This window comes from Campylobacter sp. 110, assembly GCF_002383965.1.
In the GTDB taxonomy this organism is placed as follows: Bacteria; Campylobacterota; Campylobacteria; order Campylobacterales; family Campylobacteraceae; genus Campylobacter_D; species Campylobacter_D coli.
The window spans coordinates 87,925-105,776 of sequence record NZ_NXBD01000034.1 but is presented as its reverse complement, the minus strand read 5'-3'; the positions used below and the strand labels follow the sequence as shown (position 1 = coordinate 105,776).

18 protein-coding genes are annotated in these 17,852 nt (G+C 32.3%); 11 read left to right on the top strand and 7 right to left on the bottom strand.

The features are described 5' to 3' along the window. Nucleotides 1-65 precede the first annotated feature (65 nt). Nucleotides 66-1,145: an NAD(P)-dependent alcohol dehydrogenase gene (locus BGS43_RS03805; RefSeq protein ID WP_096568842.1), complete on the top strand. Its 1,080-nt coding sequence runs from the start codon at nucleotides 66-68 to the stop codon at nucleotides 1,143-1,145. Here the strand turns inward: BGS43_RS03805 and BGS43_RS03800 are convergent, their stop codons facing one another. Then, nucleotides 1,146-1,598, bottom strand: a complete 453-nt coding sequence (locus BGS43_RS03800) for a lipocalin family protein (protein WP_057980255.1) — start codon at nucleotides 1,596-1,598, stop codon at nucleotides 1,146-1,148. A 124-nt stretch (nucleotides 1,599-1,722) separates the two neighbouring features. On the opposite strand from BGS43_RS03800, the gene BGS43_RS03795 reads away from it, so the two are divergent. The 3 genes from BGS43_RS03795 (at nucleotide 1,723) to BGS43_RS03785 (ending at nucleotide 4,544) form a co-directional block, all read left to right on the top strand. Next, nucleotides 1,723-2,913 (top strand): MFS transporter, encoded by a 1,191-nt coding sequence (locus BGS43_RS03795; RefSeq protein ID WP_096568839.1) that lies wholly within the window; start codon nucleotides 1,723-1,725, stop codon nucleotides 2,911-2,913. A 16-nt stretch (nucleotides 2,914-2,929) separates the two neighbouring features. Further along, entirely contained in the window at nucleotides 2,930-3,511 is a 582-nt protein-coding gene (locus BGS43_RS03790; protein WP_002806425.1) for an NAD(P)H-dependent oxidoreductase, read from the top strand. Between the two features lie 133 nt (nucleotides 3,512-3,644). After that, on the top strand, nucleotides 3,645-4,544 hold the full coding sequence (locus tag BGS43_RS03785) for a DMT family transporter (protein ID WP_096568836.1): 900 nt from the start codon (nucleotides 3,645-3,647) through the stop codon (nucleotides 4,542-4,544). Here the strand turns inward: BGS43_RS03785 and BGS43_RS03780 are convergent. The 6 genes from BGS43_RS03780 to tupA all read right to left on the bottom strand — a co-directional run bounded on the left by BGS43_RS03780 (nucleotide 4,541) and on the right by tupA (nucleotide 10,116). After that, nucleotides 4,541-5,305 carry a putative hydro-lyase gene (locus BGS43_RS03780; RefSeq protein ID WP_002825950.1) on the bottom strand — a complete coding sequence of 255 codons (765 nt, stop codon included), beginning with the start codon at nucleotides 5,303-5,305 and terminating at the stop codon, nucleotides 4,541-4,543. The genes BGS43_RS03785 and BGS43_RS03780 overlap by 4 nt on opposite strands. A gap of 8 nt (nucleotides 5,306-5,313) precedes the next feature. Continuing rightward, entirely contained in the window at nucleotides 5,314-6,279 is a 966-nt protein-coding gene (locus tag BGS43_RS03775; protein ID WP_025399269.1) for a biotin-dependent carboxyltransferase family protein, read from the bottom strand. Next, nucleotides 6,260-7,000: a 5-oxoprolinase subunit PxpB gene (gene pxpB, locus BGS43_RS03770; protein WP_002787656.1), complete on the bottom strand. Its 741-nt coding sequence runs from the start codon at nucleotides 6,998-7,000 to the stop codon at nucleotides 6,260-6,262. Before pxpB ends, BGS43_RS03775 begins: the two co-directional genes overlap by 20 nt. 1 nt (nucleotide 7,001) lies before the next feature. Beyond that, on the bottom strand, nucleotides 7,002-8,171 hold the full coding sequence (locus tag BGS43_RS03765; protein ID WP_002781022.1) for an NRAMP family divalent metal transporter: 1,170 nt from the start codon (nucleotides 8,169-8,171) through the stop codon (nucleotides 7,002-7,004). A gap of 21 nt (nucleotides 8,172-8,192) precedes the next feature. Continuing rightward, the gene (locus BGS43_RS03760; RefSeq protein ID WP_025399268.1) at nucleotides 8,193-8,963 is read right to left on the bottom strand and encodes a LamB/YcsF family protein; all 771 of its coding nucleotides are present in this window, start codon (nucleotides 8,961-8,963) and stop codon (nucleotides 8,193-8,195) included. 343 nt (nucleotides 8,964-9,306) lie between these two features. After that, entirely contained in the window at nucleotides 9,307-10,116 is an 810-nt protein-coding gene (gene tupA, locus BGS43_RS03755) for a tungstate ABC transporter substrate-binding protein TupA (RefSeq protein WP_025399267.1), read from the bottom strand. Nucleotides 10,117-10,198: 82 nt separating this feature from the next. Here tupA and tupB point away from each other — a divergent pair, with 82 nt between their 5' ends. From tupB to BGS43_RS03720, 7 genes are all read left to right on the top strand, one after another. Beyond that, complete coding sequence (gene tupB / locus BGS43_RS03750) at nucleotides 10,199-10,885, top strand: tungstate ABC transporter permease TupB (protein WP_002779509.1); 687 nt, start codon at nucleotides 10,199-10,201, stop codon at nucleotides 10,883-10,885. Further along, nucleotides 10,886-11,881, top strand: coding sequence for a tungstate ABC transporter ATP-binding protein TupC (gene tupC / locus BGS43_RS03745; protein WP_071314944.1), 996 nt, complete (start codon nucleotides 10,886-10,888; stop codon nucleotides 11,879-11,881). Between the two features lie 140 nt (nucleotides 11,882-12,021). Then, nucleotides 12,022-13,995, top strand: a complete 1,974-nt coding sequence (gene acs / locus BGS43_RS03740) for an acetate--CoA ligase (RefSeq protein WP_025399266.1) — start codon at nucleotides 12,022-12,024, stop codon at nucleotides 13,993-13,995. 81 nt (nucleotides 13,996-14,076) lie between these two features. Then, on the top strand, nucleotides 14,077-14,901 hold the full coding sequence (gene galU, locus BGS43_RS03735; RefSeq protein ID WP_002825937.1) for a UTP--glucose-1-phosphate uridylyltransferase GalU: 825 nt from the start codon (nucleotides 14,077-14,079) through the stop codon (nucleotides 14,899-14,901). Beyond that, the gene (locus BGS43_RS03730) at nucleotides 14,895-16,118 is read left to right on the top strand and encodes a glucose-6-phosphate isomerase (protein ID WP_096568833.1); all 1,224 of its coding nucleotides are present in this window, start codon (nucleotides 14,895-14,897) and stop codon (nucleotides 16,116-16,118) included. Before galU ends, BGS43_RS03730 begins: the two co-directional genes overlap by 7 nt. Before the next feature lie 123 nt (nucleotides 16,119-16,241). Next, nucleotides 16,242-16,691: a Dps family protein gene (locus BGS43_RS03725; RefSeq protein WP_002825934.1), complete on the top strand. Its 450-nt coding sequence runs from the start codon at nucleotides 16,242-16,244 to the stop codon at nucleotides 16,689-16,691. A 243-nt stretch (nucleotides 16,692-16,934) separates the two neighbouring features. Beyond that, nucleotides 16,935-17,852, top strand: coding sequence for a helix-turn-helix transcriptional regulator (locus BGS43_RS03720; RefSeq protein ID WP_025399263.1), 918 nt, complete (start codon nucleotides 16,935-16,937; stop codon nucleotides 17,850-17,852).

Below are 17,852 nucleotides of genomic sequence, written 5' to 3'. Positions count from 1 at the left end.
TCCCTCTTGACTTATAGCTACTCTAATGTTTTATAATTTCAAAAATCAAAAAATAAGGAGAGAAAATGGACTCTAAAATCTTTTTAGAAAATGGTCGCATTCAAAGCAAGGGTTATGCTATGCCTAGCAAAGATGCGAAATTCACACCCTTTGAATTCACACGCCACGCTGTGGGTGATAATGATATTTTGATTAAAATTTTATACGCAGGAATTTGCCATAGCGACATCCACACTGCAAGAAGCGAGTGGGGAGAGGCTGTTTATCCTTGTGTGCCAGGGCATGAGATAGCAGGAGAAGTGATCGCAGTGGGTAAAAATGTGAGCAAATTTAAAGTAGGGGATTATGCAGGGGTTGGCTGTATGGTAAATTCATGCGGAGAATGCGAAGCATGCAAAAAATCCCAAGAGCAATTTTGCGAAAAAGGACAAACTATCTATACTTACAATAGCTGCGATATTTTTCATGATAATGAAAACACCTATGGAGGCTACTCAAACAACATAGTCGTAAGTGAAAAATTTGCTGTTTGTGTGCCAAAAGATGCACCGATGGAAAAAGTCGCGCCTTTGCTTTGTGCAGGAATTACCACTTATTCTCCGCTTAAATTTTCAAACATTAAAGCTGGCTCAAGCGTAGCAGTAGCAGGATTTGGCGGACTTGGTATGATGGCGGTTAAATATGCTGTGAAAATGGGTGCAAAAGTAAGTGTTTTTGCTAGAAATGAAAACAAAAAAGCCGATGCTTTGGCTATGGGCGTGAGTTCTTTTTATACAAGCACAGATAAAAATGCTGTAAAAGAACGCTTTGATCTTATCATTTCTACCATCCCAACTCCTTATGATCCTAGTGCTTATATGGATTTGCTTAAATTTGGCGGTGAAATGGCGATAGTGGGTTTGCCACCTCACGAAGTCGCTCCAAGTATCAGCGTGATAACCTTTGTGCATAAAGCGGGTAAAAAAGTCTATGGTTCGTTAATCGGCGGAATCGCTGAAACTCAAGAAATGCTCGATTTTTCACTCAAACATAAAATTTACCCAGAAACTGAACTCATCACTTCAAAAGATATCGACAAAGCTTATGAAAATCTCACTTCAGGAAAAGCAAAATTCCGCTATGTGATCGATATGAGAGATGAGTAATTAATACTTATCAAACACTATATCGCTAATGTCAAAACCTTTTTGCTTAGCGATATCTAAGAGTTTATCTATATCTTTTTTATCGATGATTTTTCTAGACAAAATCCAAAGATACTCTTTATCAGGACTTCCAACGACAGCAACTTCATAGTTTGTGTCTATAAAGAGAATTTCATAATTTGTTTTATTAAATAAATTCATAAAAATGCTAAATTTCACCGATAAAGCTCTTGGGGCTTTTACTTTGGCTTTGCCTTGCACTTGCGAAACTTCTCCATCTTTTTTAACACAGATATTTTTTATCTTTACAACAGGGGTAGAGCCTTCGTATTCTAGTTGATATTCAGCTTTAGACTGAACGCAAGATTTTTGAAAAAATGCAGGTTTTCTAGCCATCTCAAGCCAAGTTCCCATATATTTTTCTAAATTAACATCTCCTATAAATTCTATCATGATATCCTCCTTTTGTTTTTTGAAATATTCTTTATATCTGATTAAATCATCACTTTATGTATTGACATTATAACTTGCATAAATTAAAATTGCGAGTTTAATTTTTCGAAAAAAGGTTTTTTTAATGCAACAATCAAGTATAACTATAAACAATACTTATCAAATCAAGATCTTAATCACGCTTTGTCTAGGCGTGTTTGGGCTTATCAGTATGGAACTTGGGGTGATGGGGATCATACCGCTTATATCGGAGAAATTTGGCGTGAGTGTTAGTGATGCGGGATGGAGTGTGAGTATATTTGCACTTATTGTAATGTGCTGTGCGCCTATAGCACCTATGCTTTGTGCGAATTTTAATCCTAAAAAGCTTATGTTATTTTGCTTAGCTATTTTTTCTCTTAGCTCTTTGGCAAGCATGTTTGTAAATGATTTTTGGCTTCATTTGATCTTAAGAGCTATTCCTGCTTTTTTTCATCCTATTTATCTTGCACTTGCTTTTAGTACAGCTGCAAATTTAGCAGATGATAAAAGTAAAGTACCTCATATAGTCGCAAAGATTTTTATGGCTATTAGTGCTGGGCTAGTTCTTGGTGTGCCCCTTAGTAGTTATTTTGGTGGGAATTTTAGCTTTGAAATGGCGATGGCTTTTTATGTGGTGATCAATTCTTTAGCGTTTTTTATCACTTTGTTTTTTATGCCTGAATTTAAAAAGACAAGCAGGATAAAGGTAGGAAAACAGCTTTTAAGTCTAAGATATGCGCTTTTGTGGATTTCTATGCTTGCTGTTTTTTGTATTTCGACGGGGTATTTGGGTTTTTATTTTTATTATTCTGAATTTTTATTTAGCGTGAGTAAAATGAGCTTTACAAATATCAGTTTAGCACTTTTTATTTATGGTTTTGCAAGTATTATTGGTAATAATATCGCAGGAAAAACTTTAGTCAATCACTCAAATCAAACGCTTATATTTGCTTCTATGGCGATGATTTTGATATATGCTTTGATTTTTGTAAATGCAGCACAATTTGCAATCATGCTTACATTAAGTTTGATTTTGGGAATTGTAAATGGGGTTATGAATAACGCAATGCATTATATCATCACTTTTCCTTTCCCTAGGACAAAAGATTTTACCAATGGGCTTTTTATAAGTGTTTCAAATATTTCTATCAGCGTAGGTGCTACTCTTTGTGGCTTAGTCATTTCTATAAAAGAAACTAAATACATTGCGATAAGTTCTATCATCATGGTGGGCTTAGGGCTTATTTTGGTATTGGTTAGAATGAGATTAGAAGATAAAAAATTAAAAATTTAATTATAAAGGAGAAAAGATGAAAAACATACTTTTATTAAACGGAGCAAAAAGTTTCGGACATTCAGGCGGTAAGCTAAATGATACTTTGCATGAAGTAGCAAAAGAAAGCCTTTTAAATTTAGGATTAAAGGTCGATGAAACGCATATCGATAAGGGCTATGATATAGAAAATGAAGTTGCAAAGATACTTAATGCCGATGCGATCATCTATCAAATGCCAGGATGGTGGATGGGTGAGCCTTGGATAGTGAAAAAATATATCGATGAGGTTTTTACCGCAGGACATGGAAAATTTTATGCAAATGATGGTAGAAGTAGAGAAGATGCAAGTAAAAAATATGGCAGTGGCGGACTTGTAAACAATAAAAAATATATGTTTAGCCTTACTTGGAATGCACCGCTTGAAGCTTTTAATGATAAAGAGCAGTTTTTTGAAGGTGTGGGCGTGGATGGAGTGTATTTGCATTTGCACAAAGCAAATCAGTTTTTGGGTATGAAGCCTTTGCCGACTTTTATTTGCAATGATGTGATGAAAAACCCACAAGTGGAAAAATATATCGAGGATTATAAAGCGCATTTGCAAAAAGTGTTTAGCTAAGCTAAATAGCAAATGTAAAATTTGCACCATTTTATAGATGATTTTAAATAAACATTAATTCATGCTGGGTTATTATTTAACCTAGCATTTTGATATCATAAAAACATTCTTATTTATTTCAAAGGTAGTATAAATGGATCGTTCAAAATATTTATTTATCTTACTTGTTATTGCTATGTTTTTATGGGGTTCTTCATGGCCGACATCTAAGATTTTGGCGAACTATACAGATACTTCTATTATTACCTTCTGGCGTTTTTTCTTTGTTGTATTGGGTTCATTTTTTGTTTTAAGCTTTTTAAAAATTCCTCTTAGACTTGAAAAAACTGCCTTAAAATGGGTCTTGATAGCAGGAGTTTTAAATGGACTTTATGCCTTTGTATTTTTTATCGCTATAAAGCATGGTTTAGCAGGTAAAGGAGGGGTTTTAGTAACCACTATGATCCCTATATTTTCTTATTTGATATTTGTGATAGCGATATTCTTTCAAAAAGATAAAAAATCAACTCACAAGATCACAAAGAGTGAAATTCTAGGCTTATTTTTGGGTTTGATTTCAGGGCTTTGTTTGTTAAATTTAGGCTCCATAGAAGAGCTTTTGGGTAAGTTTAATACTTTGTTTTTAAGCTGTGCTTTTATATGGGCTTTGATGGCTGTTTTTACCCATAAAGCAAAAGGAACTCATCCTTTGGCGATCAATTTTTATATCAACCTTATGTCGTTATTGATGTTTTCATGGGTGTTGTTTGATCTTAAAAGTTATGAGATCTTTCAATTTGATTTTAAATTTTGGATCAATCTTTTTGTGGTGGCTTTTTTATCTACGGTGGTAGGTACGAGTATATATTATTATGGAATTCATATTTTAGGAAGTGTAAAAGCAAATTCTTTTGTTTTGATCACTCCTGCAAGTGCTTTGATTTGTAGCTTTTTTATCTTAGATGAAGTGCCTACTATACTTACTTTAATAGGCTGTGTTTTAGCGATTTTTGCTATATATTTTATCAATATTTATGGTAAGAAAAAATCCTAAGATTTTAAAGATGAATTTAAAATATCGCTTATAAACATATGCCCTGGCGCATGGGTAATCACAAAAGGCAATTTTGCTTTCATTATCACATTTTGTGGAGTTACTCCGCAAGCCCAAAATACAGGAATTTCGCCTTCTTTTATAATAGGATCATCACCAAAATCAGCTTTTAAAATATTATTTATACCAATTTCCTTAGCATTGCCAATTTGCACAGGAGCTCCGTGAACTAAAGGAAAATTAGCAGTGATTTTGCTAGCTTTTTTGGCATTATCAGGAGTAAAGGGGCGCATAGAAACAACCATTTCGCCACTAAAAATTCCTACACTTTTGCAAGCAATATTGGTTTTATACATTGGCACATTGCATTTATTGCTAATATGTCTTATTTCTAAGCCTTTTTCAAGTAAAGCTTCTTCGAAAGAAAAGCTACAACCTAGTAAAAAACCTATCAAATCATCGCTATAATACTCGCTTATATCGTAAGCTTCTTTAGTTTTTATCCCATTTTCATAGATAAAATATTTTGGAATATCGGTGTAAATATTTGCATTTTTGGCAATTTTTTGAGTAAATTTACCATGTACTATTTCTAAAAGTGGGCAGGGTTTTGGATTGAGCATGCAAAAGGTTTGAAAGTCTTTAGCGTATTCTTTGGGTAAAATCACCAAATTTGCTTGTGCGTAGCCTAAGGCCATGCCTGAAGTTTGTTCCTTTATCTCACCTTTTGCGATTTTTTCTCTTAGTTCTTTTGGATTCATTTTTATCCTTAAATCAAATTTTCAAAATCAAGATTGATTTTTTTATCCAAAGTCTTAATTTTTTCTTCCCTTTGTTTATAGAGTTCTAAAGCATTTTGCATGCTAATGTTTTCAAATTTAAAATTTGTTCCTAATTTCGCTTGCGCAAGCAAAGGTAAGTCATTTTCTATAACAGAGGCTATTTTTGTATAACCTCCAGTGCTTTGTCTTCCTGCCATTAAGATGATAGGTAGGCCATTTTTTGGCACTTGAATACTTCCAAAAACCGCAGGATCTGAAATAATATCGGCTGAATTTTTATGTTCTATCGTAGTTTTAGCTTCTGCATAAATTGCCATTCTATCGCTTTTTAAGCCTATTTTATAACTAGTATTTAAAAAGGTATTTAAGCCATTTTGCGTAAAAGCATCATCATTTGTGCCTAAAATAACACGGATAGTGGGTTCTTTAGCAAATTGAAAAACAGGATTTTCGCATTCTCTTTTTGATAGATTAAAGGGGATAAAGCTATTATTTAGTTCTAATACATCATCCTTTTGCAAAGCTCTTCCATTAAATACCCCAACACCCATTTTTACATCGCTTGATTTTGAATTTAAAAAGCTTTTTATCTTAAATCCACCCGCTACGCATAGATAGCCTCGAAAACCTATTTTTGCTAAACCAAGTTCTAAAATATCACCCTTTTTTGCTTGATAAACTTTGCAAGTTTGAATTTTTTTATTATTTAATTTAGCTTCAAATTCTGCCCCGCTTAATACAAAATAGCTTTCATCTAAAAATTCGTATTTTCCACCCTTTAAACAAAGCTCAAGTCCTGCTTCATCTTGTTTATTTCCAAGTAAGATATTTGCAATCCTTAAAGAAAGTTGATCCATCACACCGCTTCTTGCTATGCCTAATTTAGCATAATTTTTACGCCCAAGATCTTGTATGGTGGAATTTATAGAAGCTTCAATGACTTTTATACTCATAAATTTCCTTTTGATAAGCCTTTTTTAAAACTTGTTCTTTAATATCGTAAAATTCATCTTTTGAAATGGCCTTAAATTTTAAAAGCATTCCCGCTTTTAAAAGTGTAGGATTTTTCTCATCCTCTTTGTTAAAAAATTCCAAAGGAGTTCTAGCAATGATTTGCCAACCGCCTGGGCTTGAAATCGGATAAACTCCTGTTTGCTTATCGGCAATACCTACACTTCCTGCCTCAATTTTAGTTCTAGGGCTTGCAAGTCTTGGGGTAAAAAGTCTTTCATCAAGTCCTCCAAGATAGGGAAAACCTGCCATAAATCCTAGCATAAAAACAAGATAATAGGGTTTTGTGTGAAGATTTATCAATTCTTCCTTGGAAAGATTGTGATATTTGCATACAAATTCTAAATCAAGCCCAAATTCTTCATCATAACAAAGTGGAACTTTAATACAGAGATTGGATTTTTTCTCCGTTATTTTAATATCCTTTTTGATTTTTTCCAAAAAATCAAGTAAAGAATTTAAGGATAATACGCAAGGATTAAAATAAATAAGCAAGCTAGAATAAGCACTTACAAGCTCATCTATGCCATAAATTTCATTTTCATTTATGCCTTTTTGAATTCTAGCTTCTGTACTTAAAACCAAAGCATTAATTTGAGGTGAAATTTCTTGTTTAAAGCGCAAAAGCACCGCTTTACTTCCACTAAAATGTACGCTAAACATTTTACATTAACTTTATCATAGAAAGTACAGATAAATAAGACATCAAAGCCACGATCAAAAGCCCAAAAGCACTCATCCATTTAGGATGTTTATAGTCTCCAACTACGCTTTTTTTATGCGCTGCAATTATCATTATAAATAGGGTAACAGGCAAAATCCAACCATTGATCGTCCCAACGATGATTAATATACTTGCAGGAGATTTTCCAAGTATATAAAAAACTAAAGTTGAAACAATAATGAAAAAAATTACCACAAAGCGGTTATATTTTTCAATCCAAGGATGAAAGGATCTTATAAAAGATACAGAAGTGTAAGCAGCCCCGATAACTGATGAAATAGCAGCTAAAAATAGTACTACGCCAAAGATTTTTAAGCCCAAATCCCCTAAAGCATGATGAAATACCGAACCAGCAGGATTTTCTTTATCCAGTATAAAACCAGAACTAACTACTCCTAAAACTGCTAAAAACAAAATCACACGCATGATTCCTGTGATGATGATTCCGCTTACTGCAGCTTTATTAATATAGTTTAAATTTTCTTTTCCATAAAGCTTTGCATCTATAAGTCTGTGCGCGCCTGAAAATACTATATATCCACCCACTGTTCCGCCTACTAAGGTTACTATAGAAATAACATCAATTTGTGTAGGTATAAAGGTTCTAAAAAGAGCTTCGCCAATGGGAGGTTTTGAAGCAAAGGCTACATAAGCAGTAAGTACAATCATCACAAAACCTGCTAAAACGATGAATTTATCCATCAATTCCCCAGCTTTTTTAAAGATAAAAATACCAATAGCGATAATAGCGCTAATAACTGCTGCATTTTCTACGCTAATACCTAATACTATATTTAATCCAAGCCCAGCTCCTGCTATGTTTCCTATATTGAAGAAAAAGCCACCTAGTGCAATTAAAAAAGCTACAAAATAGCCCAAATTGGGTAAAACCATATTGGCTACTTCAGTTCCTCTTTTTCCACTTATCCCTATAATGCGCCAAATATTAAGCTGTGCTCCTATATCCAAAATAATAGAAACAAGTATTACAAAACCAAAACTAGCCAATAAGCTTCCTGTAAATGTTGCTGTTTGGGTTAAAAATCCAGGGCCAATAGCAGAGGTTGCCATCAAAAAAGCAGCGCCCAAAAGAGCGGTTTTGTTTATCATTTTTATCCTTTCTTATAGTTTTTAATTTATAAAATCATTTAAGGCTTTTATTTGAATTTGTTCTTTTGTTAAATTTTCTTTGATTTTTTTAACAAATTCTAATGCTTTTATACCATCTCCATGCACGCAAATACTATCAGCTTTTAAATCCACTTCTTTGCCATTTATGCTTGTAACTTTGCTTTCTTTTATCATTTTTATCACGCGTTTTATCGCTAAATCTTCATCTGTGATAACTGCACCTTCAAGTTTTCTTGAAACTAAAGTTCCATCATCATTATAAGCGCGATCTGCAAAAACTTCGTTTGCGTATTTTAATCCCTTTTTCTTTGCAACTTCTTCCATAGCAGAATTACTAAGCCCTAGAAAAATAATACCATCATCAAAACTAGCCACTGCTTCACAAAGTGCTAGAGCTAGATTTTCATCTATTGCAGCCATATTATAAAGTGCACCATGGGCTTTAAAATGTTGTATTTTCATACCTTTGGCTTTGGCAAAAGCAAATAAAGCTCCCAATTGATATAAAGCATAATTTTTAGCTTCTTCAAAGCTTACTTGCATATTGCGTCTTCCAAAACCCAAAAGATCAGGGTAAGAGGGATGTGCTCCTATACAAACATTATTTTGCTTGGCTAAGTTTAAGGTTTTATCCATCACACAAGGATCGCCCGCATGAAAGCCACAAGCGACATTTGCAGAGCTAACAAATTTTAAAATTTCTTCATCCATACCCATTTTATAGGCGCCAAAGCTTTCTCCTAGATCACTATTTAAATCTACTTTAAACATTTTTACCTTATTTGTTTAATTATAATCTTAACTTTTATTGTATCTTTTTTTAACCAGACTAAGAATGATATTTTTTTAAAAAATGTAAATTTTATAAAAAAATATAAAATTTATTACAAATTGTAATAAATATGTTATAATTTAACTATAAAAATATTTTAAGAAATCAAAACAATGCAAGAAAATACTCAAAGACATATACAAAATATAAAAATATCAGCTCTAAGCGGTGTGGGAATAATTTTTATGCTGATATATTTTTTATCCTCTTTTTTTATCATTGTTGTATTTAAAATGAAAAAGATAAAATGAGTTTTTAAGCAAGGAAATTCCTTGCTTGAATTTAATCTTTTCTTGTTTTTGCATCCACTATAAATAAAGGTTTGTTAAGAAGTTTAAACTCACTGATAACATTCAAAGTCTTATCGCTTGTTACCCATTTGATAAATTTGCTAGCCTCTGTGTAATTTACATTTTTACAATGTTTTGGATTTGTAGCGATTATAGAGTAGAAATTTTTAAGATTGTCATCGCCTTCATTTACGATCACTAAATTAGGATTGTCTTTTTCATTGGCTTCGTATTTGATGTAAGTGCCACGATCGGTTAAAATCACGCCTTTTTTTTCTTCTGCGATTTTGATACTTGCTAGCATTCCTTGTCCGCTTTGTTGATACCAGCTTTCTTTTTCAGGTACGCCGCCAAGATCTTTCCAAAGGCTTTTTTCTTTATTGTCAGTGCCTGATTTATCGCCCCTTGAAATGAAAGTAAGTTTTTCATTTTTGATAAGTTCTAAGCTTTCTTTTAAAGTTTTATCTTTAAATTTAGGAGCTAAAGATTTATCCGCGATAATGATAAAATCATTATACATTACAGGCGTTCTATCCACGCCAAAACCTTTGCTCACAAAGTCTTTTTCTGCTTTTGGAGAATGCACAAAAAGCACATCAGCATTGCAATCTTCACCCATTTTTAAAGCCGCGCCCGTTCCTACAGCGACCCATTTTAAGGTATTGCCACTTTCTTTTTCATAGAGCGGTTTTAAAGCATCTAAAAGTCCTGTGTTATCGGTGCTTGTTGTAGTTGCCATTCTAAGTTCTGCCGCGCTTGCACTGAAGGCTAAGGCAAGAGCTAAAGAAATGATTTTTTTCATTTTGTCTCCTAATTAAAATTTTACTTAAAAAATATTGTAACATAATTATGCTAAAATTACTTATTTAAAATAAGGAAACTTTTTGGATTATATCTTAGAAGGCTTTACTCAAGCTCTATTTTTGCTTTTTAACGCTGATGAAAGCGTCATTTCTGCAATCAAAACAACACTTTTTAGCTCCAGCATTTCTATCGTTTTATCTTTGATTGTAGGTTTTCCTTTGGGCTTTGCTTTAGGTTTTTTTGAATTTAAATTGAAGCGTTTTATAAAACTTATAGTTGATACCAGTCTTTCTTTTCCTACGGTTGCGGTTGGGCTTATACTTTATGCACTGATTTCAAGCAGAGGGCCTTTGGGGGATTTAGGCTTGCTTTTTACTGTAAAAGCATTGATTTTAGGGCAGTTTGTTTTAGCTCTTCCTATTGTTATCGCACTTTTTTCTAATTTGATAGAAAATATGAATAAAAAGCATTTTTTACTCATCAAATCTTTACATTTAAGCCCTTTAAAGCTTGTGATGACTATCATTTATGAGTTGCGTTTTGCTCTAGTAAGCGTTGTGGCTTTAGCTTATGGCAGGATAGTTGCTGAAGTAGGAGTAGCGATGATAGTGGGTGGAAATATCAAATACGATACTAGAACTATTACCACAGCCATTTCCCTTGAAACCAACAAAGGTGAATTTGCTAGCGGTATTGCTCTTGCTTTAGTTTTGATTTTCATCGCTTTTATTTTAAATTTTATTATACACAAACTCAAAAGATATTAAATGATAGAACTTTGTAATTTTAAATTTAATTATGGACAAAAAAATATTTTAAATATCAAACACTTATGTTTAGATACTGATAAAATCAGTATTTTAATGGGTTCAAATGGAAGTGGAAAATCTACACTTTTAAGAATACTCAAATTTCTTGAAGGAGAATTTGATAATATCACTTATTTTGGCAATAAGCATTTAAATTCAGATGAAAAACGCCAAATTTACTTACTATTTCCTGAGCCTGTTTTTTTAAATCGCAGTGTAGAAAAAAATTTTTATTTTTTGTTAAAAACTTATAAATTAGACAGCAAAGAGATTAAAAAACGCCTTAATGAGGTTTTAAATTTACTTGAAATTGATAGAAGTTTGTTAAAAAAACATCCTAGCGAGCTTTCATCTGGACAAGGGCAAAAAATAGCATTTGCTTTAGCTTTAAGTGTTAGAGCGAAGTATTATTTACTTGATGAGCCAAGTGCTTTTTTGGATAAAGATACGATGATATTGTTTAAAAAAGCTATTTTATATATGCAAAAAACATACAAAAGTGGTTTTTTAATCGCTAGTCATGATAAAAATTTCTTAGACTCTTTGGCGCAAAAAAAATATTATTTGCATGCAGGAGAGATTTTAGAATTTGAAAATACAAATATTTTTGAACTCGAAAACAAAGGTGTGAATTTTAGTAATTTTATAGATTTTAGTATGTGTAAAAACTATATTTGCAAAGATGAAATTTCAAACAAAATAGCTATCGATCCTTATAAAATTTCTTTTTTATATCCTGATGATTTTTCCAAACAAACATTTGATTTTATACTTCAAAAATGTATCATCATAGCACTTAGAACAAGAAAAGAATTTGTTTTTATCAGAGTGGAGTGTGGAAGTAAAATTTTAGAATTTGCCTTAGAATCAGAGCGATTTAAACAAGAAAAACTAAGCTTATATCAAGAACTTTGCTTAGTTTTTAATGAAGAGGCTATTTGTTTCTTAAATTAACATAATTTAGAAATGTTTTCTTTAATTTATTACAAATATTCACATTTTTGTAATTTTCTTCATTAATTATTTTTAAATTTGTATAAAACACAAAAAAAGTCTTATATAATGTTTATAAATAACTTAAAGAAGGAGGATTTATGCGTTATCAAAATACTCAAGGACTTTTTAAACCTAACAAACAACTTTCTCGCAACGCAAGAATAAAAAATTTATGCGAATATTATGACTTATGCGATGAGGTAAGGGAAGATTTTGAAGGTTTTTGGAAAAGACAAGCTCTTGAAAAAATTGATTGGTTTTCGCCTTTTTCTCGTGTTTTAAATGATGATAAAGCCCCATTTTATAAATGGTTTGAGGGTGGGACTTTAAATGTAAGTTATCAGTGCTTAGATCGCCATATGAAAACAAGACGCAATAAAGCTGCTATTGTTTTTGAAGGGGAAATGGGTGATTATGAGGTTTATACTTATCGTAGATTATTGCATGAAGTTTGCAAGGCAGCAAATTTGCTTAAACGCTTTGGTGTAAAAAAAGGCGATAGGGTTGTAATTTATATGCCTATGATTCCAGAAACAGCTATAGTAATGTTAGCTTGTGCAAGAATTGGAGCTATTCATAGTGTAGTATTTGGAGGGTTTTCTCCTGAAGCCTTAAGAGATAGAATCATAGATGCAGGAGCCAAACTTGTAGTAACAGCCGATGGAGCTTTTCGTCGTGGCAAACCTTATATGTTAAAACCTGCAGTAGATAAGGCTTTAAGTGAAGGGTGTGAAAGTGTAGAAAAAGTACTTATAGTTATACGCAATAATGAGCCTATAGAATATATTAAAGGAAGGGACTATGTTTATAATGAGTTAGTAAAAAATGAATCTTATAAATGCGAACCTGAAATTATGGATAGTGAAGATTTGTTATTTTTACTTTATACTTCAGGTTCTACGGGCAAGCCAAAAGGAGTAATGCATGCAAGTGCAGGTTATATACTTTGGGCGCAAATGACTATGGAATGGGTATTTGATATAAAAGATTATGATAATTATTGGTGTAGTGCGGATGTGGGTTGGATCACAGGACATACTTATGTTGTTTATGGCCCTTTAGCATGTGGAGCGACTACTATTATGCATGAAGGAACGCCTACTTATCCAAATTCTGGGCGTTGGTGGAGAATGATAGAAGAGTATCAAGTGAGCAAATTTTATACTTCGCCTACTGCTATAAGAATGCTTCATGCAGATGCTCCTGATGAGCCTAAAAAATATGATTTAAACACTCTTGAAGTGCTTGGAACTGTTGGAGAGCCTATCAATCCTAGTGCTTGGCAGTGGTTTTATGAAAATATAGGAAATTCAAAATGCTCCATCGTTGATACTTGGTGGCAAACTGAAACAGGAGGGCATATGATAACACCTTTACCTGGAGCTACTCCTTTAAAACCAGGTTGTGCTACCTTGCCTTTACCAGGAATTTTTGCCGAGGTTATTGATGAAGAGGGTAATGTAAAAGATGTGGCTGAAGATGGCTTGCTTTGTATTACCAAGCCTTGGCCTTCGATGATTCGTGGAATTTGGGGAGATGAAAACCGCTATATAGAAAGTTATTTTTCACAAGCCAAAAAAGAAGGAAAGCCGGTTTATTTTAGTGGAGATGGGGCTTTTTATGATGATAATGGCTATATTACTATCACGGGAAGAACTGATGATGTGGTAAATGTTGCAGGGCACCGTATAGGAACAGCTGAAATAGAAAGTGCCATCGCTAAACATCCAAGCGTAGCAGAATCAGCTGCAGTGAGTATTTTGGATACGATTAAGGGCGAGTCATTGTTTGCTTTTGTGGTTTTAAGTCCTGCATCCAGTTGTGATCTTGGCGGAGCTATAGAAACTTTAAAAGAACTTAATGACATTTTAAGAGTAGAAATAGGACCTATAGCTAAAATAGAAAAAATTCTTTATACTCCAGGTTTGCCAAAAACTAGAAGTGGTAAAATAATGAGAAGAATTTTAAGAACTATAGCAAGAGGCGAAGAAATCAAACAGGATATTTCAACACTTGAAGATTCTAAAGTAGTAGAAACCATTGTTAAATTAGCTAAGGCAGAGTTTGAATAACAAGGCAAAAAGAACTTTGCCTTGTTGCATGAAAATTCATAAAAATAAGCTATAATGATAAAAAAATAAAAGGAAATTTTTATGCTTCAAACTTGTATTTTCCCTGCGGCAGGTTATGGGACGAGATTTTTACCTGCAACAAAAACTTTACCTAAAGAGATGTTACCTATCTTAACCAAGCCTTTGATCCATTATGGAGTTGATGAAGCTTTAGAAGCAGGAATGGAAAATATGGGATTTGTCACAGGGCGTGGAAAAAGAGCTTTGGAGGATTATTTTGATATTTCTTATGAACTTGAACATCAAATTTCAGGTACAAAAAAAGAATACTTACTTGATGAAATTCGTTCTTTAATCAATCGTTGTACCTTTACTTTTACAAGACAAAATCAAATGAAAGGCTTAGGTGATGCGGTATTAAAGGGTAGACCTTTGGTTGGCGATGAAGCTTTTGGCGTAATTTTGGCTGATGATTTGTGTGTTAATGAAGAAGGCTTAAATGTTATGGCTCAAATGGTAAAAATTTATGAAAAATATCGCTGCACCATCATAGCTGTGATGGAAGTACCAAAAGAACAAGTTTCAAACTATGGAGTAATTTCTGGAAATTTTGTAGAAGATAATCTTATCATGGTTAATTCTATGATAGAAAAACCAAGTCCTGATGAAGCTCCAAGTAATCTTGCTATCATAGGAAGATATATTTTAACTCCTGATATTTTTGGAATTTTAGAAAATACTCAAGCAGGAAAAAATAGCGAAATTCAACTTACCGACGCGCTTTTAACTCAAGCAACCAATGGTATGGTTTTAGCTTATAAATTTCAAGGGAAACGCTTTGATTGTGGAAGTGTAGAAGGCTTTGTAGAGGCGACAAATTATTTTTACGAGAAAAGTAAATGTTAAACAATACGCTTTTTTTTAAACAAAGTGAAATTCACACTATAAGTTCTTATGCAAATCGTATCAATGATGAAGTAGAAAGTGGGGATATAGGGTATTATCATCTTATTGACACAAGTTTAAATTTAATCGATGAGAGCTTGCAATTTATTCAAGATAAAGAGTATGTAAAAAATATCGTTTTAGTGGGAATGGGAGGTTCAAGTTGTGGTGTAAAAGCCTTGCGTGATATGCTTTTTAATGAAAAAAGCAACCAAAGAGAGCTTTTTATACTCGATAACACAAGCTCGCATTCTTTTAATAAGACTTTAGAAAAAATCAAGCTTGAAGAAAGTTTGTTTTTAATCATCAGTAAAACAGGTAGCACCATAGAAGTAGTATCGCTTTTTAAGCTTCTTATTGAACATTTTAAGCTTGATATGCAAGAGTTAAAAAAATACTTTGTTTTCATCACAGATAAGGATTCTAAACTGCATAAAGAGGGTGAGAATTTAGGCATCAAATGCTTTTTTATCCCTGCAAATGTAGGAGGTCGTTTTAGCATACTTTCAGCCGTAGGTATAGTTCCGCTTTGTTTTTGTGGCTATAATGCCAAGGCTCTTTTAGAAGGAGCTAAAGCTTGTTTTGAAGATTTTTTTACTCACAAAAAAGATGAAATTTTGCAAAAAGCTTATCATTATTGCACGCATAAAAATGCCAATATCAATGTACTTTTTTCTTATAGTGATGCTTTTAAGGGTTTTAATGAATGGTATATTCAGCTCATTGCTGAAAGTTTGGGTAAAAAACAAGGTTATAAACGCATAGGTTTAACCCCTATCGCTCTTATAGGAGCAAGGGATCAGCATAGTTTTTTGCAACTCATCATGGATGGACCTAAAAATAAAACTGTAACTTTTTTAAAAATCAAAGACGCTCAAAAAGCACCTATTATCCCTGATATTCATTTTAAATTTTTAGATTCTTTAAGTAATAAAGTCAATCTTCACGAACTTTTAAACGCTCAATGTGATGCAACTATGCACGCTTTAATCGCCGAAAATTTGAGTGTTGATGTGATAGAACTTGAAAAACTTGACGCTTGGCATGCGGGATATTTGATGTATTATTATGAACTTTTTACTTCAACTTGCGGGGTAATGTTAGGAATTAATACTTATGATCAGCCTGGAGTTGAGGTTGGGAAATTGATTTTAAAAAATATTTTAAGATCGCAGTAATTTTGTTAAAGAAAAAGAGTATAATAGAAATAAGTAAAATTAATAATAAAAATTTTTAACTAATAATAATTATTATTTAAGAATTTTTTGTTATAATTTTAAAAATTAAAAAAAGGAGTTAACATGTCAGTAACAAAACAATTATTACAAATGCAAGCAGATGCTCATCATTTATGGGTTAAATTTCACAATTATCATTGGAATGTTAAGGGTTTACAGTTTTATTCAATTCATGAGCACACTGAAAAAGCTTATGAAGAAATGGCAGAACTTTTTGATGATTGTGCAGAAAGAGCTTTACAACTTGGTGAAAAAGCTATCACTTGCCAAAAAACTTTAATGGAAAATGCAAAAAGTCCAAAAGTAGAAAAAGATTGTTTCACTCCAGCTGAAGTGATGGAGTTGATCAAAAAAGATTATGAATATCTTTTGGCAGAATTCAAAAAATTAAACGAGGAAGCTGAAAAAGTTAGCGATACTACTACAGCTGCTTTTGCGCAAGAAAATATCGCAAAATATGAAAAAAGTCTTTGGATGCTTGCTTCAGCTTTACAAAATACTTGTCAAATGTAATTTCAAGGGGCTTTTTGCCCCTTTATGATTTAAAATAAAATTTCTTTTTTCTCTATTATCTTAATTTAACCGCAATAAATGTTTTTAATATCAAAATATTGTTGTAAATTTTTCTTTCTTATGTATTTAAAAGAATGGATTAAAACTAGTAAAACAAGAGTAAACATTCTTATTGTCTTACTTTAGCTTTATTTATTTATAAAATAATTTTTGTTAATATTTTAAAAATTGTAGAGAAAAACTTTGAAAGATTTTAAAAAATATATTGCCAATTCTAAACTAACACGCCTTGAAATTTTATACGATAGATTAGTCAAATCCGAAAATGGGATCACGATAAAAGAATTAGCTCAAGAACTTAATGTAAGCACTAAAACCATAAAAAGAGATATGCAAGAGGTTTTAGAGCCTATGGGACTTGTTAAAAATGGTAAAAAATGGTACATTGATACAAGTAAAGATACGCAAAAACAAGATGATAAAATTATCCTTGAAGTGCTTGATACTATGGCAAAAAGTGCTGGAAATAGTTTTTATGCCAAGGCTCATCCTTTGCTTTGTAGATTTTCTCAAAATATTTCTAATCCTATTCATACTAGCTTAGATGCTGAAAAATTAGAAGAAAAAGACTTGAATCATTTTCAAATTCTTGAACAAGCTATTAGCACCAAAACCCAAATTGTTTTTAAGTATGAAAATAAGCTTTTTCAAGTAAAGCCTTTAAAGCTTGCTTTTTTTAGTGGATTTTGGTATTTACTTGCCTTTGATATGAAAAAAAGAGATATTTTTAAAAAATTTTATTTGAAAAATATACAAAATATCACCCTAACTCAAGAATCTTTTCAAACTGATGAAATTTTAGAAGCAAGACTTCGAAAGGTTAATTCTATATGGTTTAGTCTTGATAAGCCTTTTGTAGTAAGGCTTTTAGTGGAAGAGCCTGTGAGAAAATATTTTGAAAGAAAACCTTTAAATTCGCAAATTATCACCGGTAAAGACAAAGATGGCTCTATAGAAATAGAACTTGAAATCAACCACGAAATGGAAATTTTACCTTTGGTGTATTATTATATACCTTATATAAAGGTTTTGGAGCCTGATTTTATAGCAGATAAAGTCAAAGAAGTGGTTAAGGATTATCTTGAGCAAATAAGCAAATAA

What these genes read in the sequence shown, in the direction of transcription:
- BGS43_RS03805 (WP_096568842.1), top strand. Translation starts at nt 66, where the DNA reads ATGGACTCTAAAATCTTTTTAGAAAATGGTCGCATTCAAAGCAAGGGT.
- BGS43_RS03800 (WP_057980255.1), bottom strand. Translation starts at nt 1,598, where the DNA reads ATGATAGAATTTATAGGAGATGTTAATTTAGAAAAATATATGGGAACT.
- BGS43_RS03795 (WP_096568839.1), top strand. Translation starts at nt 1,723, where the DNA reads ATGCAACAATCAAGTATAACTATAAACAATACTTATCAAATCAAGATC.
- BGS43_RS03790 (WP_002806425.1), top strand. Translation starts at nt 2,930, where the DNA reads ATGAAAAACATACTTTTATTAAACGGAGCAAAAAGTTTCGGACATTCA.
- BGS43_RS03785 (WP_096568836.1), top strand. Translation starts at nt 3,645, where the DNA reads ATGGATCGTTCAAAATATTTATTTATCTTACTTGTTATTGCTATGTTT.
- BGS43_RS03780 (WP_002825950.1), bottom strand. Translation starts at nt 5,305, where the DNA reads ATGAATCCAAAAGAACTAAGAGAAAAAATCGCAAAAGGTGAGATAAAG.
- BGS43_RS03775 (WP_025399269.1), bottom strand. Translation starts at nt 6,279, where the DNA reads ATGAGTATAAAAGTCATTGAAGCTTCTATAAATTCCACCATACAAGAT.
- pxpB (WP_002787656.1), bottom strand. Translation starts at nt 7,000, where the DNA reads ATGTTTAGCGTACATTTTAGTGGAAGTAAAGCGGTGCTTTTGCGCTTT.
- BGS43_RS03765 (WP_002781022.1), bottom strand. Translation starts at nt 8,171, where the DNA reads ATGATAAACAAAACCGCTCTTTTGGGCGCTGCTTTTTTGATGGCAACC.
- BGS43_RS03760 (WP_025399268.1), bottom strand. Translation starts at nt 8,963, where the DNA reads ATGTTTAAAGTAGATTTAAATAGTGATCTAGGAGAAAGCTTTGGCGCC.
- tupA (WP_025399267.1), bottom strand. Translation starts at nt 10,116, where the DNA reads ATGAAAAAAATCATTTCTTTAGCTCTTGCCTTAGCCTTCAGTGCAAGC.
- tupC (WP_071314944.1), top strand. Translation starts at nt 10,886, where the DNA reads ATGATAGAACTTTGTAATTTTAAATTTAATTATGGACAAAAAAATATT.
- acs (WP_025399266.1), top strand. Translation starts at nt 12,022, where the DNA reads ATGCGTTATCAAAATACTCAAGGACTTTTTAAACCTAACAAACAACTT.
- galU (WP_002825937.1), top strand. Translation starts at nt 14,077, where the DNA reads ATGCTTCAAACTTGTATTTTCCCTGCGGCAGGTTATGGGACGAGATTT.
- BGS43_RS03730 (WP_096568833.1), top strand. Translation starts at nt 14,895, where the DNA reads ATGTTAAACAATACGCTTTTTTTTAAACAAAGTGAAATTCACACTATA.
- BGS43_RS03725 (WP_002825934.1), top strand. Translation starts at nt 16,242, where the DNA reads ATGTCAGTAACAAAACAATTATTACAAATGCAAGCAGATGCTCATCAT.